Source organism: Dysosmobacter welbionis, from assembly GCF_005121165.3.
Taxonomy (GTDB): Bacteria; Bacillota; Clostridia; order Oscillospirales; family Oscillospiraceae; genus Oscillibacter; species Oscillibacter welbionis.
In genome coordinates this window covers 2,119,928-2,132,815 of the sequence record NZ_CP034413.3, presented here as the reverse complement: position 1 = coordinate 2,132,815, position 12,888 = coordinate 2,119,928, and the positions used below count along the sequence as shown (strand labels likewise).

General features: G+C 63.1%; 16 protein-coding genes and 1 pseudogene. 2 read left to right on the top strand and 15 right to left on the bottom strand.

What is annotated here, in order from left to right; translation table 11 throughout:
• Positions 1 to 80 precede the first annotated feature (80 nt).
• Together gap and EIO64_RS11380 are read left to right on the top strand one after the other, a co-directional pair.
• Complete coding sequence (gene gap, locus EIO64_RS11385) at positions 81 to 1,106, top strand: type I glyceraldehyde-3-phosphate dehydrogenase (RefSeq protein WP_021748499.1); 1,026 nt, start codon at positions 81 to 83, stop codon at positions 1,104 to 1,106.
• Positions 1,107 to 1,255: 149 nt separating this feature from the next.
• Entirely contained in the window at positions 1,256 to 1,597 is a 342-nt protein-coding gene (locus tag EIO64_RS11380) for a helix-turn-helix domain-containing protein (protein WP_119310423.1), read from the top strand.
• An 86-nt stretch (positions 1,598 to 1,683) separates the two neighbouring features.
• Here EIO64_RS11380 and EIO64_RS11375 read toward each other — a convergent pair whose 3' ends face one another.
• From EIO64_RS11375 to EIO64_RS11305, 15 genes and pseudogenes are all read right to left on the bottom strand, one after another.
• Positions 1,684 to 2,427 carry a PIN domain-containing protein gene (locus EIO64_RS11375; protein WP_119310422.1) on the bottom strand — a complete coding sequence of 248 codons (744 nt, stop codon included), beginning with the start codon at positions 2,425 to 2,427 and terminating at the stop codon, positions 1,684 to 1,686.
• 166 nt (positions 2,428 to 2,593) lie between these two features.
• Complete coding sequence (gene hpf, locus EIO64_RS11370) at positions 2,594 to 3,142, bottom strand: ribosome hibernation-promoting factor, HPF/YfiA family (protein WP_119310421.1); 549 nt, start codon at positions 3,140 to 3,142, stop codon at positions 2,594 to 2,596.
• A 312-nt stretch (positions 3,143 to 3,454) separates the two neighbouring features.
• Complete coding sequence (locus tag EIO64_RS11365; RefSeq protein WP_119310420.1) at positions 3,455 to 3,919, bottom strand: S1 RNA-binding domain-containing protein; 465 nt, start codon at positions 3,917 to 3,919, stop codon at positions 3,455 to 3,457.
• Positions 3,920 to 4,042: 123 nt separating this feature from the next.
• Positions 4,043 to 4,342, bottom strand: a complete 300-nt coding sequence (locus tag EIO64_RS11360) for an FtsB family cell division protein (RefSeq protein ID WP_021748472.1) — start codon at positions 4,340 to 4,342, stop codon at positions 4,043 to 4,045.
• Positions 4,343 to 4,598: 256 nt separating this feature from the next.
• Positions 4,599 to 4,748, bottom strand: a pseudogene (yabQ, locus tag EIO64_RS19235) (spore cortex biosynthesis protein YabQ); the annotation flags it as partial.
• Between the two features lie 63 nt (positions 4,749 to 4,811).
• Entirely contained in the window at positions 4,812 to 5,096 is a 285-nt protein-coding gene (locus EIO64_RS11350) for a YabP/YqfC family sporulation protein (protein WP_021748470.1), read from the bottom strand.
• A gap of 58 nt (positions 5,097 to 5,154) precedes the next feature.
• Complete coding sequence (locus EIO64_RS11345; protein WP_025545076.1) at positions 5,155 to 5,400, bottom strand: RNA-binding S4 domain-containing protein; 246 nt, start codon at positions 5,398 to 5,400, stop codon at positions 5,155 to 5,157.
• Positions 5,401 to 5,474: 74 nt separating this feature from the next.
• A complete protein-coding gene (locus EIO64_RS11340; RefSeq protein WP_021748468.1) occupies positions 5,475 to 5,750 on the bottom strand; it encodes an HU family DNA-binding protein in 276 nt (91 codons plus the stop codon).
• A gap of 76 nt (positions 5,751 to 5,826) precedes the next feature.
• Positions 5,827 to 6,633 carry a nucleoside triphosphate pyrophosphohydrolase gene (mazG, locus tag EIO64_RS11335; protein ID WP_021748467.1) on the bottom strand — a complete coding sequence of 269 codons (807 nt, stop codon included), beginning with the start codon at positions 6,631 to 6,633 and terminating at the stop codon, positions 5,827 to 5,829.
• 102 nt (positions 6,634 to 6,735) lie between these two features.
• Positions 6,736 to 8,400, bottom strand: coding sequence for a putative polysaccharide biosynthesis protein (locus EIO64_RS11330; protein WP_021748466.1), 1,665 nt, complete (start codon positions 8,398 to 8,400; stop codon positions 6,736 to 6,738).
• An 82-nt stretch (positions 8,401 to 8,482) separates the two neighbouring features.
• A complete protein-coding gene (locus tag EIO64_RS11325; protein WP_136891354.1) occupies positions 8,483 to 9,307 on the bottom strand; it encodes a purine-nucleoside phosphorylase in 825 nt (274 codons plus the stop codon).
• A 14-nt stretch (positions 9,308 to 9,321) separates the two neighbouring features.
• Positions 9,322 to 9,714 carry a zinc ribbon domain-containing protein gene (locus EIO64_RS11320; RefSeq protein ID WP_021748464.1) on the bottom strand — a complete coding sequence of 131 codons (393 nt, stop codon included), beginning with the start codon at positions 9,712 to 9,714 and terminating at the stop codon, positions 9,322 to 9,324.
• A 48-nt stretch (positions 9,715 to 9,762) separates the two neighbouring features.
• Entirely contained in the window at positions 9,763 to 10,722 is a 960-nt protein-coding gene (locus EIO64_RS11315; RefSeq protein ID WP_021748463.1) for a uridine kinase family protein, read from the bottom strand.
• Positions 10,709 to 12,178, bottom strand: a complete 1,470-nt coding sequence (hemZ, locus tag EIO64_RS11310) for a coproporphyrinogen dehydrogenase HemZ (RefSeq protein WP_136891353.1) — start codon at positions 12,176 to 12,178, stop codon at positions 10,709 to 10,711. The genes EIO64_RS11315 and hemZ overlap by 14 nt, the downstream gene beginning before the upstream one ends.
• Before the next feature lie 13 nt (positions 12,179 to 12,191).
• A complete protein-coding gene (locus EIO64_RS11305; RefSeq protein WP_025545575.1) occupies positions 12,192 to 12,803 on the bottom strand; it encodes an MBL fold metallo-hydrolase in 612 nt (203 codons plus the stop codon).
• Between the last annotated feature and the right edge of the window lie 85 nt (positions 12,804 to 12,888).

The window sequence follows — 12,888 nt, the reverse complement described above, 5'->3', positions numbered from 1 at the left end:
GGTGACATTTTCCGGTAATATGGTATAATGAGGACAACATCCGCTGCGGCGGAATACGGAATACAGGAAGGAATGGGAACATGGCGATCAAAGTGGGAATCAACGGATTTGGCCGGATCGGCCGCGTGGCACTGCGGATCATGGTGGAGCGCGGCAGCGCCACCTATCAGATGTGCGGCATCAACCTGCGGAACGCGGACCTGGACTACATGGTCTATCAGGTGAAGTACGACTCCGTGTTCAAGACCTTTCAGGGCACGGTGGAGCGGGACGACCGTCACCTGATTATCAACGGCAAGAAGATCCGGGTTTACAGTGAAGACGACGCCGCCAACATCCCCTGGGACGACTGCGGCGCCGAGTACATCATCGAGTCCACGGGCGCCTACTGCACCACGGAAAAGGCCTCCGCCCACTTCCGGCACGGGGCGAAAAAGGTCATCATCTCCGCCCCGGCCAAGGACGACATCACGCCCACCTTTGTCATGGGAGTGAACCACAAGCGGTACACCCCGGAGATGGACGTGGTCTCCAACGCCTCCTGCACCACCAACTGCCTGGCCCCCATGACTAAGGTCATCAACGACACCTTCGGCATCGAGCAGGCGCTGATGTCCACCATCCACGCCGCCACCGCCAAGCAGAAGGCTGTGGACGCCCGGGCGGGCCGGGACTGGCGTACCGGCCGCAGCGTCCTGGGCAACATCATTCCCTCCACCACCGGCGCGGCCAAGGCGGTGGGCGTGGTAATTCCGGAGCTGAAGGGTAAAATGACCGGCATGAGCTTCCGGGTGCCCACCAACGACGTGTCCGTGGTGGACCTGACCGCCCGCCTCAAGCAGCCTGCCAGCTATCATGATGTGTGCGTGGCCATGGAAAACGCCGCCCAGAACAGCATGAAGGGCATCATCACCTGCACCAACGACCAGGTGGTGTCCTCCGACCTGACGGGGTTTTCAGAGACCTGCATCTTCGACGAGACCGCCGGCATCATGCTGGACAACAACTTTGTGAAGCTGATCGCCTGGTATGACAACGAGTGGGGCTACACCAACAAGATCCTGGATCTGATGGCCTACATGCATACAGCGGACCAGAGCCGGTAATACGCTTTTTAGGGCGCGGGCAGCTGCCTGCGTCCTATTTTTTTCATATTAACATAGTACTTTGTACGTTGTCAATAAAGTACTAGACTATATTTTTCTTTATTGGGAAATAGGGTACACTTTTCTCAAACAGCAGGAGCAGTGCTTTTATGAGAAAACGTGACCCAAACAGAATAGAGATGGGACGCCGCTTTCGGGAAGCCAGAGAGCGACTCAACTGGAGCAGAGAAGTGCTTGCCGAGCGGGCCGATCTATCTGTGTCCTTTATTGCGGATTTGGAGCTGGGAAACACCGGCACCCGGCTGGAGAACTTTATCCGCCTGTGCCGCCTGCTGGATTTGAACGCCGACTATGTGCTCTTCGGCGCGCCCGGGGACGCTGTGCAGCGGATCACGGATCTGCTGCGGGACCGGGACGAAGAGACGGTCCGGGTGGTGGAGCGGACCGTGGAGGCCCTGCTGCGGGCCCTGGACGAACAGCAGACAACGTGACAGACGGCGCCCGGCCAGACTGGCCGGGCGCCGTGTTGCCCACTGTGGCGGATTCAAAGAGGCCGCGCCAAAGGCGCGGCCTCTTGTCATGCTTTTTCTGCCTTGGACCGCTCCGCCCGCTTCCGGCGGCGGCTGGCACCGCTGCGGCGGGATCTGGCGGCCGGGGCGGCAGGCTCCGCCGTCCCGGCAGGCTCCTCCGCATCCTGTGGGGCGCTCTGGGCCGGGGCGGGCTCGGCGGTCTCCGCCGGCTTCGCCGCCGCGCGGCTGCGCCGCTTTCCGGGCTTGGACGCCGCCTTGTTTTCCGGCGCGGGGGAGGGGGCCGCCGCCTCCTGGACCGGAGGCGGGGTGAGCAGGGCCTCCAGATGCTCATAGGCCAGCTGACCCTGCACGGGGCCGTACTGCCGGGCCAGGGCGGCGGCCAGCTCCTCCCGAGTGCCTGCCCGCAGCAGGAACGCCGCCTGGAGACAGTCCTGAATGGAGGGGCGCAGAGCCACCTCCCGGAACGTGGAGGCGTATCGTGCGTGGAGGGCACTCATGGCGGCCTCATATCCCTTGTCCTGGCTGATGACATAGGCGAAATCCGCCTCTCCTCTTCCCACCAGGACGCCCAGCTCCGTGATGATCTGGAAGTCCAGGGAGTTCTTGCCTCCCTTCACGCTCTCCAGATACTGCACCTGGGCCTTTGTGCCGGCGCACAGCTTTTTCACGTTGGCCAGGGTCTGCCCCTTGCCGAAAAAGACCAGGACGGTGTCCTCGGCAGTCAGCAGGTCGATACCCTGGAGCCCGGTGCCAATGTTGTTGTCGCCGTCCACCAAAAAAATCATCTTCATCAAATTGTTCTTTCTTTCCTCGTATTTTGACCCATAGCGGGGATTTGCCGGTATCAGTATAGCAGAAGATGCCGAAAAGGACAAGAGGCATTGCGCGCCATCTCCGGGGCGGAGCGAAAAAGGGCGGAGCCGCTGACGCGGCTCCGCCCTGTCTGCCAGGTACGGGTCACTCCTCTTCATCCGTGACGATCAGGCCGTATCCGCCATTTTTCCGGCGGTAGACGATAGATAGGCCGTCATCCTCACTGCTGCGGAACACGAAAAAACTGTGGTCCAGCAGGTTCATCTGCAGGATGGCCTCCTCCGGACTCATGGGCTTCACGGAGAAGCGCTTGGTACGGACGATGGGGAACTCCTTCTCCTCAGCCACCTCAAAGTCGTCCGCCGGGGCGGGCGGGGGGAAGCCCTCAGTCCGCAGGCGCTTGGCCAGGCGGGTCTTGTTCTTCAGAATCTGCCGCTCGATATATCCCACAGCGGCGTCAATGGCGCCGCGCATATCTCCGTCAGGAGCCTCCGTCTGTGCCCGCAGCAACGTGGTGCCGCCGCGGATCGTGATCTCCACCGAGCACAGATGGTCCTTCTCCACAGAGAAAGTGACAAACGCGGTGGTATCCTCCTCCCGGAAGTATCGCTCCAGCTTGGAGATCTTCTTCTGGGCATATTCCTTGATGGAATCATTCAGCGGGACTCTCTTGCAGGCAAAGGTATACTTCATAGGGATCGCTCCTTTCGTGTGGGAGAGATCGGGGATCTCTCCCCTTTTTATTAATATAGCACAAATCTTTCCATTTGAAAAGGGGCGAGCCGGTGAAATTCACAAATTGTTCAGAGCCCGCAGCGATCCGACAAAAGAGGAGCCGATCCGACAAAAGCTCCTATTTACAAGGGATGCAGGGCGGGTGTATGATAATCCCGGAAGCTTTCCAATATCCCACCCGCTTGGGCCGCGCAGCGTGAAACCGCTGGGCGGCCCTTTTTTATCCGGCGGACATGAAAAAGGCGCGCGGCATTGCCGCGCGCCCTGGTGTTATCTGCGCCGCCGGCCGCCGCCCCGCCGCCCGTCCAGGCTGCGGTTCAGGTCGGCCATCTTCCCCTCAGAGGAGGAGAGGAACTGCTTCAGCTTGTCCTCAAAGGACTGGTCGCCGGAGGGGGGCAGCGGCTGCTGCGCCCGGGCGGCGGGCCGGGCCTGGGCCACGGGACGGGACGTCCCCGCCGGGTGGCTGCCGCTGGGCCGGGGACTGCGGGCGGGCCGCTCCGGCCTGGGGAGCGTCCGCTTGATGGAGAGATTGACCTTTCCATTCTCCGTGGAGAGCACCAGGACCTTGACGGCCTGCCCCTCCTGCAGGTAGTCATGTACGTCGTTGACAAACGTGTTGGCGATCTCGGAGATGTGGACCAGGCCGGACTTCCCATTGTCCAGGGCCACGAACGCGCCGAATTTGGTGATGGAGGTCACCTTTCCTTCCAAAATGCTCCCTACCTGAAGCTCCATATAGTGTACTGTTTCTCCTTCCGGATGGTTTTCCCGCTCCCGTGGAAGCGGGTCGTATCAAAAAAGACCGGCTCCCGGCACAAGCGGGGGAGGCGCTCCGCCTCCCTCGTCGCCCGGCTCCGGTCAGTTGCCCACAGAAAACACACGCTGATTGGGGGAGATCAGCCCCAGCTCTTCCTGCGCGATCTCCTTCATCTTATCCTCGGTGGCGCCCTCGGCGATGTCCGCGGCCAGGGCGGCGTTTTCCTGCTCCTGGGCCTGGACCTGGGCCGTCAGGGCGTCCCGCTGGGCCTGGGCGTCCTGCACCTGGCTGTGGAGGCTGCGCAGCTGCAGTCCGATCGCCGCCAGAATCACCAGGATCAGAAGCTTGGTGAGGACGCTTCCTCTGGACCGCTTCTTTGGCTGCCGTCCTGCTCTTGCCATGCCGCCCGCCTCCTTTGTAAAGCCTTCTGCCGTGCTTGGTGTTTTTTATTGTATAACATTTGCGAATAAAATAAAAGAGATTTTTTCCCCATCTGCCAATTTTTTTACACAAATTTTCCGCTCCCCGCAGGGGAATGGCGGTCAGATGCAGCAAAAATGCCAGGGTATCCACCCAAAAATCCCACACCGGCCGCAAAAACGGGGAGAAGGCGGTGAAAAACAGCACACCGCCGCCCACCGCCCCCAGCAGCAGATACAGCCGCAGCTGCCCCTGCGCCCGGCGGAGCATGAAGAGGAAGACCGCCAAGCCCGCGGCCATGCAGTACAGGATGTCCAGCGCCGACGTCAGGCGGGGCAGCCGCAGGCGGAAGGCCCGCAGCAGGTCATACAGCAGCGCCGCAGCCATGCCCAGCAGGATCGCCTGACAGAAGAGCAGGAGCGGCTGGGAGAGAGCAGGGGCCATGGCGCCTCACCCGAACAGCCGGTGGAAAAGGCCCCCCCGCTCCTGACCGCCGTCCTCATAGGAGACGGAATCGATCCGGCCGTCCACATGGAGCTCGCCCCCGTCCAGGGACAGCTTGCCGATGTGCAGGTCCTCTCCGGTAATGACCAGCGTTCCCACGCTGGTGGACATGATGATGCCGGTCTCGTCGAACCGCTCCACGTCCTCCACTCCGGAGACCGTGAGCCGCTCCCGGCCGATCAGCTCCAGACGGTGGCCCGCCTGGGACATGGCGTTGTTGTAGTCGTTCATTCCGCGTCCCTCCCTGTCCCAACTATATGGGAGGGGCGGGGAGAATATGCGTCCGGCCTTACCGGCCGATCTCCCGGTACAGCGTGCCGGCGTCCGCCTGGCGCACCGTCTCCTGGACGTCCAGCACCTCCACCGTTACGATGCGCTGGCCGAAGCGCAGGGAAATCTGGTCCCCCACCTTCACGTCGTAGGAGGCCCGGGCAGGCTTGCCGTTGACGGTGACCAGGCCGTTGTCACAGGCCTCGTTGGCCACAGTCCGCCGCTTGATGAGGCGGGAGACTTTGAGATATTTATCCAAACGCATGGGCGGCTCCTTTCTCATGGGAAACGGGACTGCCGGCACCACAGCACCGGCAGTCCCGAAATCACAGGGTCAGATCACTTCGCCACGGCGTCCTTCAGGGCCTTGCCGGCCTTGAACACGGGCACTACAGAAGCGGGGATCTCAATGGACTCCTTGGTCTTGGGGTTGCGGCCCACGCGGGCGGCACGCTTCTTGACCTCGAAGGATCCAAAGCCCACCAGCTGCACCTTGTCGCCGTCTTTCAGGGCGGCAGTGATGGCGTCAAACGTGGCGGACACAACAGCCTCGGCCTCCTTCTTGGAAACGTCGGCAGAAGCGGCGACAGAATTGATGAGTTCAGCTTTGTTCATGGATGTTATCCTCCTATACAATGTGTGATGCGCTTGCTAGATGATTTATTCCTAACGCAGGCAGGCGCGCCCGCGATTAAGACGGATCGTGGGATTTTGCATCGTTCCAGAGGGCCAGCAGCTCCGCCTCACCGCACTCCGGCAGAGGCTTGTCCGCGGCCTCTTCCACCGCGCGGAAGCGGCGGTCAAACTTGTCGCAGGCCCGGTGGAGGGCGTCCTCCGGGTCCACGCCCGACATCTGGGCGATTTTGGCGGCCATAAACAGCGTGTCGCCCAGCTCCTCCCGGATGCCGTGGGGCGCATCGGCGGCCTGACCGGCCTCCAGGGCGGCCCGGAGCTCACGGACCTCCTCTTCCAGCTTGTCCAGTGCCTGGAGAGAGCTTGTCCAGTCAAAGCCGGCCTTGGCGGTCTTGGACTGAATTTTTTCCGCCCGCCACAGGGCAGGCAGCGTGTGGGGCACGGCCTCCACCGCGTCCGCCGTGGACCGCTGGCCCTTCTCCCGGCGCTTCAGCACGTCCCAGTTGGCCAGGACCTGCTGGGAGGTATCCGCCTGCACGTCCCCAAAGACATGGGGATGGCGGTACACCAGCTTCCGGGCCACGCCGTCCACCACATTTGCCATGGTGAAGCGGCCCCGCTCCGCCTCGATTTGGGCATGGAAGGCCACCTGCATCAACACGTCGCCCAGCTCCTCGCACATGCCGCTGGCGTCGTCGTGGTCGATGGCGTCCAGAACCTCATAGGTCTCCTCCAGGAAGTTCCGGCGGATGGAGCTGTGGGTCTGCTCCCGGTCCCAGGGGCAGCCCCCGGGAGCCCGCAGCAGCCGCATGATCTCCAGAAAATCCTCGTAGCTGTAAAAATCCTTACGCTGAAACTCTACCATAAGATGCCTGCCTTTGCAAGAAAAATTCACGGGAAACCCCTGATTTTTCAAGGAATTTTAGCGGATCGCCCCCTTGGGAAGGGGGCGCGGCCGCCCGGTTTCTCATTTTAAGTGCAGAAGTTTAATAAGCTTTTCCCCGCGGGGAATGGACCGCACATCCTCCGCCCGCAGGATCCGCAGAGCGATCACCAGCACACCGTAGACGATCACGCCGGCCAGGATGCCCAGCAGGACACAGGCGGCGTTGGCCAGATATACAGACCAGAGCTGGATCTTATCCGGATCCGCAAACATCTGCTGTGCCAGGGCGAGGAAAGCCCCATCCAGCACCCGGCTGGCTAGGCCATAGACCGCCCAGGCCGCGCCGCCCATGAGCAGGGAAGCGGCCACGGGCTTTGCGAAAACTTCGAGATACCGTGGCTTCTGGGGCGAGTATTTCCACACGAAGAACAGATTCAGCACCACGATCACCAGATAGCAGCATAGCGTGGAGATGGGTGCGCCGTGGATGTTGATGTCCGGATTCCCCACCAGGAAATAGTTCATGATGATCTTGACGATGCCGCCGACGATCACGGTGAAGATGGGCAGCTTCTCCTTGCCGTAGGTCTGCAGGATAGCGTTGGTCAGGATCATCAGGCAGATGAAGATGAGGGCGATGCCCAGCACCTGAAGATGGGGGCCCGCCGCCAGGGCATCCTCCCGCTGGGCCGGCAGCACCAGGACCATGATGGGCGTGGAGAGGACACTGAGGCCGATGCCCGCCGGCAGGGCCAGAATGGCGATGATGCGGAAGGCGGAGGAGATGATCCGGTCCGCTCCGGCATGGTCCTGCCGGGCCAGAGCCGCCGCCGCGAATGGAATCAAGCTCATGGTCACCGGGTACACGAAGGAGGCCACCATGTTGGGCATATCCATGGCCATGCTGTACTGGCCGTTCAGGGCGGCGGCCGATTCCTCCGACAGCAGCAGGGCGTTCTGCAGCTGGCCCATGACGATCTTGGTGTCGATGATGTTCAGGATGCTCATTGCGGAGTTGCTGAGGGTGATGGGGATGCCAATGGCCAGGATCTGCCGGATCAGATGGCTGCTGCCGGAGGGGACATCCAGGGACTGTGTCCGATTCCGGTGCTTCGCCAAATATCCCACCAAAAACAGCATGGAGACCGCCGTGCCCGCCGTGACGCCCAGGATGGCCGCGGCGGCGCCCATCTCCAGGCTCATGCCGATGCGCAGTACATACCACGCCAGCGGCAGACCGATAGCCAGTTTCAAAAGCGCCTCCAGTACCTGGGAAACCGCCGTAGGCGTCATGTTGCCCTGGCCCTGGGTGTAGCCCCGCATGCAGGCCAGCAGGCACACGCAGAACACCGCCGGAGCCAGCGCCCGGATGGGCTGGGCCGCCAGGCTGTTCTCCAGAAACCCCGCCAAGCCCTCTGCCTGGAAGAACATAAACAGGGCGCCCACCGTGCCCAGGACGAAAAACAGCACGATGGCGGTGCGGAAGATCTTCCGCTTCTCGTTCTCCCGTCCCTGGGCATGGGCCTGGCTGGTCAGCTTGGAGATGGCCAGAGGCAGGCCCGCCGTGGAGAAGGTCAGCAGGAAATTGTAAATCTTATAGGCAGTGTCGAAATACGTCTTGCCGGGGCCGCCCAGGATGTTGTTCAGGGGGACTTTGTAGAAGAACCCGATAAATTTCACCACAACGACAGCTGCGGCCAGGATGGCGGCGCCGCCCAGGAAGGATTGCTTTTTTTGATTAGACATGAAGCGATTACCTCAAATTACAACAGAGAACTAGGGCGGCGGAATCTGCTGCCCCTATGAGCCTATGGCCTGCCGCTGCCGTTTATAACCGGGCCAGACACGCCTTTACCAGGGCAGAGAACCGGGGCCCCGCCGTGGCGGCGGCGGCAAGCACCTCGTCGGAGGAAAGAGGCTGGTCCAGCACCCCGGCCCCCATATTGGTGCAGAGCGTGAAGCCCAGCACATCCATGCCGCAGTGGGCGGCCACAATGGCCTCCGGCACCGTGGACATGCCCACGGCGTCCGCGCCCAGCGCCCGGGCGGCACGGACCTCCGCCGGCGTTTCGTACTGGGGGCCGGGGAAGTACATATAGACGCCCTGGCGCAGGGGGATGGACAGCTCCTCCGCAGCCTCCCGGGCGGTGTCCTGGAGTCGGGGCGTGTACACATGGCTCATGTCCGGGAACCGGGGGCCGAACTCCTCCAGATTGGGGCCGCAAAGGGGGCTGACACCGAAGAGTTTGATGTGGTCAGTAATCAGCATGATGTCCCCGGCGGAGAAGGCGGTGTTCACCGTGCCGGCAGCGTTGGTGACTACCAGCGTTTCCGCCCCCAGCAGCCGCAGCACCCGGACGGGATAGCTGACATCCTCAAAGGACCAGCCCTCATAGGTGTGGAGGCGGCCCTGCATCACCGCCACGTCCTGACCCGCCAGGCGGCCGAACACGAACCGGCCCGCGTGGTCCGGGGCGGTGGATCGCTTCATGTGGGGCACATCCTCATAGGGGACGGCAATGGGGGACTCCACTTCGTTGCCCAAAGAGCCCAGGCCGGAGCCCAAGATCAGCAGGCACCGGGGGCGGAACGCCCCCAGGCGGTCTCTCAGCGCCTGGGCGCTCTCCTGATATTGTGCGAATGTATATTCCATCTTACGCTTCCTCCTTACAGCTTTTGGCCGCATTCCCGGCAGAATACGTCGCCGCTCCGGGCGGCCGCCCCGCAGAAGGGGCACACCGCGCCGCCCTGGAGCCGAGCGATCTCCCGCTCCAGCCGGTCGATCTGCTGGCGGAGCCCGTCGATCTCCTGAAGCTTTGCCAGCAGTACCTCGGACTCCGTGAGGGTGCCGGTGTGGGTGGCGTAGATCATCTCCCCCACCTCCCGCAGGGCGGTGCTCACCGCTCCCTTCAGGTCCATGATCCGGATATTCAGCTTGGCCACGGACAGGAGCTCTCCCGCCCGCTTTCCCATGCCGTAGGCGGCATCCGCCGCACTGCCGCCCACCTGGGAGGCAGTGCGCTGCACCGCGTCCAGCAGTTCCTGCAACCGCTCATTCATGGCTTGTATGACCTCCAAAGAAAGATTGGGGCAGAGGGGCAGCCCCGCTCAGCTGGGATAGATGCTGCCGCCGATGAACTCCCGCACCAGGGAGCTGGGGGCGATGTTGGACTCTTCCATGATCTCGATCCGCTCAAATCCCCGGAGGATGTCGTCCGCGATCTCATACTTGCCCTGGGGCAGCGCCTCCAGCAGGGGGACCACGAAGGGCTTCAGCACCGCCACCTCATCCGGCAGGGAGGAGTCGAACATCAAGTCCGCATTCTCCTTATAGGGGGAGATATACAGCTTTTCCCCCCGGCGGACATTGGGCCACATCTTCAGGGTGAAGTTGGCGTCGCTGCCCCGGAACTTGTAGTCCCGGACGATCCGGCGGCACAGGCGCAGCCAGGGGTGCTGGAACACCACGGCGCCGTCCTCGTCCACCACATTGGACCGGGCCGCGATATACAGCTTGAAGGCCTTGGGATTCTTGCCCACGATCACGTCGTTCAGGGCGTGGATGCCCTCAAAGATAGCCAGCTCGTCGGGCCCCAGCTTCAGCGGCTGAGACAGGATGTCGGAGCGCATCTGTCGGGCGAACTCGTACTTGGGCACGTGGATGGTCTCCCCCCGGTCCAGCATGGAGAAGTGTCGGTTCAGCAGCTCGATGTCGAGGCAGAAGGGAGACTCGTAGTCGATGGCGCCCTCCCGGTTCCGGGGCGCCGTCTCCGGGTCGATGGTGTTGAAGTAGTTGTCCATGGAGATGGTGTGGGTCTGGATGCCCATTTTCTCCAGCTGCTCTTCGATCTTCAATGCCGTGGTGGTCTTGCCGGAGCCGGAGGGGCCGGACAACAGGATGATGCGGGACTCCTTCCGGTGATCGGCAATCTTCTGGGCCGCCGTCTCCACTTTTTTGGCAAAGGCGGCGTCGCACGCCTCCGCAAAGCCCTTGGGGTCAGAGCGGACAGCGTCGTTGATCTCTTTCAGGGAATAGGCCATGGCGATGCTCCTTTCACAGTGCTTCATAAAAGGCGGCGAAGGCGGTCTGATTGGCCTGCCACTTCTCCGGCCGCTGGATATACTCGGTGGGATATTTCACGTTGAACGCCCGCTGGATCTGGTTGGTGCCCGGCACCACCATCTTGGTGGACCCGGCGGCGCCGAAGGACAGGATGGAGCACAGCTCCGACATGATGTCCACGTTGTACCAGCACTCGCCGCCGCTGCGGCACCAGCCGATGTTCTCAAAGCTGCCGGACATGTACTTCTGCCGGTATAGGTAGTAGGGACGGTATCCGGCGGTCCGGAGGGTGGGAGAGGCGTAATCCAGCATCTCGGCCACCGTCTCCGCGCCGGGGATCCGCAGTCCCTCCGTCAGGATGCGGCTGCCCTTTTTCAGCGCCAGGGTGTGGACGGTGATATCGTCGGGGCCGTAGGTCAGGCACCGGTCCAGGGAGCGGCGGAAGCCCTCCGCCGTATCCTCCGGGAGTCCGGCGATCAGGTCCATGTTCACGTGGGGGAAGCCGCACCGGGCCACCAGCTCCATGGCGCGGTCGATGTCCGCAGCCGTGTGGCACCGGCCGATGGCCCGCAGCACGTTCTCTTCAAAGGTCTGGGGGTTCACCGAGACCCGGGTGACCCCGTGGGTGCGGAGCACCACCAGCTTTTCCGCCGTGATGGTGTCCGGCCGGCCCGCCTCCACAGTGATCTCCTCACAGGCGGTACGGTCGAAGGAGGTCTCGAAAGCAGTGAGGACCCGGTCCATCTGCTCCGCCGTCAGGGTGGTGGGGGTGCCGCCGCCCATGTAGAAGGTCCGCACCCGCAGTCCCGCCCGGCGAACCATCTCGCCGCCGGCGGAGATCTCCCCACACAGGGCGTCCACATAAGGGGGCACCAGGGCAAAGCTCCGCTCCACCGACTGGCTGACAAAGGAGCAATAGGCGCACCGGGTTGGGCAGAAGGGAATGCCCACGTACACGTCAATGTCCCGCTTCTCCAGCCGCCGGGCGGCCTTGGCCGCGGTGGCGCCGGTCTCCAGGGCCAGGGCGGCCCGGGAGGGGGTGACGAAATAGTGCTCCTCCAAATACGCCCGGGCCTCTTCCGGGGACTTCCCGTCCTCCAGGGCCCAGGTCACCGGCTTGTCGGGCCGGACGCCGGTGAGCATTCCCCAGGGGGGCGTCACGCCGGTGACCGCCCGGGCCACCAGGAAGAAGCAGGCGCCGACGGCGTGGCGGCGGAGGCCCTCCCGCTGGAAATCGCCGCCGGAGAGGGGCTCCTGATAGGTCTGCTCGGTGGTCTTGCCGCCCCGGCAGAGGGAGACCGCCACCCGGCAGAGGTCCCCCGTCTCCTCCAGCGAGATCACGGCCCAGCTGTCATCGCCTGGGGTGATCGGCTCGTAGACAGGCAGTTCCCCGGGGAACAGATTCATCAGGCTCTGCTCCACCACATACCGCTCGTCATGGCCGCGGAAAACCAGTTTCATGGGCGCGCCCTCCTCACTGCATGGCCTGGAGCAGATAGGGGTTCCAGCGCCGCTCCCGGTCCAGGGTGGATGCCTCCATGTGGCCGGGCAGGACCCGGAGGTCTCCCTCCAGCTGCCCCAGCCGCCGCAGAGAGGCCATCATCTTCTCCATGGACCCGCCGGGGAAGTCCGTCCGGCCGCAGGAGCCCGCAAAGAGCGTATCCCCGCAGAAGAGGGCGTCTTGGCACCGGAGGGTGACAGACCCCTCGCTGTGGCCGGGGGTGGCCAGAACGGTCACCGTCAGGCCGCCCACAGCCACCGTGTCCCCCTCGTCGTAGTCCCGCACGTCCCCGCTGAGGAGCGGGAACAGCTGCTGGGTGCAGGCATCGGCGTACACATCCCGGCGATTCAGATACACCGGGGTCTCCGGCCATTTGGCCTGGAGCTCTCCCACAGCGCCGGTGTGGTCGTAGTGGCCGTGGGTCAGCAGGATGGCGCAGGGCACACAGCCGGTTTCCGCCACCGCGGCGGCGATCCGCGCCCCATCCCCGCCGGGATCAATGACGGCGCAGGTCTTGGCATCCTCGTCGCAGAGGAGATAGCAGTTGGTGCCGATGGGGCCCACCTGCAAGCACTTGATCTTCATGGGAGACCTCCCTTGCCAAATGAAAATATCAGAGGCAGGCGGCGGAAATCCCGCCCGCCCATGTGTGGAATGGACAAATGCCCTG

Coding starts and splice junctions, on each gene's coding strand:
- gap (WP_021748499.1), top strand. CDS start 81: ATGGCGATCAAAGTGGGAATCAACGGATTTGGCCGGATCGGCCGCGTG.
- EIO64_RS11380 (WP_119310423.1), top strand. CDS start 1,256: ATGAGAAAACGTGACCCAAACAGAATAGAGATGGGACGCCGCTTTCGG.
- EIO64_RS11375 (WP_119310422.1), bottom strand. CDS start 2,427: ATGAAGATGATTTTTTTGGTGGACGGCGACAACAACATTGGCACCGGG.
- hpf (WP_119310421.1), bottom strand. CDS start 3,142: ATGAAGTATACCTTTGCCTGCAAGAGAGTCCCGCTGAATGATTCCATC.
- EIO64_RS11365 (WP_119310420.1), bottom strand. CDS start 3,919: ATGGAGCTTCAGGTAGGGAGCATTTTGGAAGGAAAGGTGACCTCCATC.
- EIO64_RS11360 (WP_021748472.1), bottom strand. CDS start 4,342: ATGGCAAGAGCAGGACGGCAGCCAAAGAAGCGGTCCAGAGGAAGCGTC.
- EIO64_RS11350 (WP_021748470.1), bottom strand. CDS start 5,096: ATGAACGACTACAACAACGCCATGTCCCAGGCGGGCCACCGTCTGGAG.
- EIO64_RS11345 (WP_025545076.1), bottom strand. CDS start 5,400: ATGCGTTTGGATAAATATCTCAAAGTCTCCCGCCTCATCAAGCGGCGG.
- EIO64_RS11340 (WP_021748468.1), bottom strand. CDS start 5,750: ATGAACAAAGCTGAACTCATCAATTCTGTCGCCGCTTCTGCCGACGTT.
- mazG (WP_021748467.1), bottom strand. CDS start 6,633: ATGGTAGAGTTTCAGCGTAAGGATTTTTACAGCTACGAGGATTTTCTG.
- EIO64_RS11330 (WP_021748466.1), bottom strand. CDS start 8,400: ATGTCTAATCAAAAAAAGCAATCCTTCCTGGGCGGCGCCGCCATCCTG.
- EIO64_RS11325 (WP_136891354.1), bottom strand. CDS start 9,307: ATGGAATATACATTCGCACAATATCAGGAGAGCGCCCAGGCGCTGAGA.
- EIO64_RS11320 (WP_021748464.1), bottom strand. CDS start 9,714: ATGAATGAGCGGTTGCAGGAACTGCTGGACGCGGTGCAGCGCACTGCC.
- EIO64_RS11315 (WP_021748463.1), bottom strand. CDS start 10,722: ATGAAGCACTGTGAAAGGAGCATCGCCATGGCCTATTCCCTGAAAGAG.
- hemZ (WP_136891353.1), bottom strand. CDS start 12,178: ATGAAACTGGTTTTCCGCGGCCATGACGAGCGGTATGTGGTGGAGCAG.
- EIO64_RS11305 (WP_025545575.1), bottom strand. CDS start 12,803: ATGAAGATCAAGTGCTTGCAGGTGGGCCCCATCGGCACCAACTGCTAT.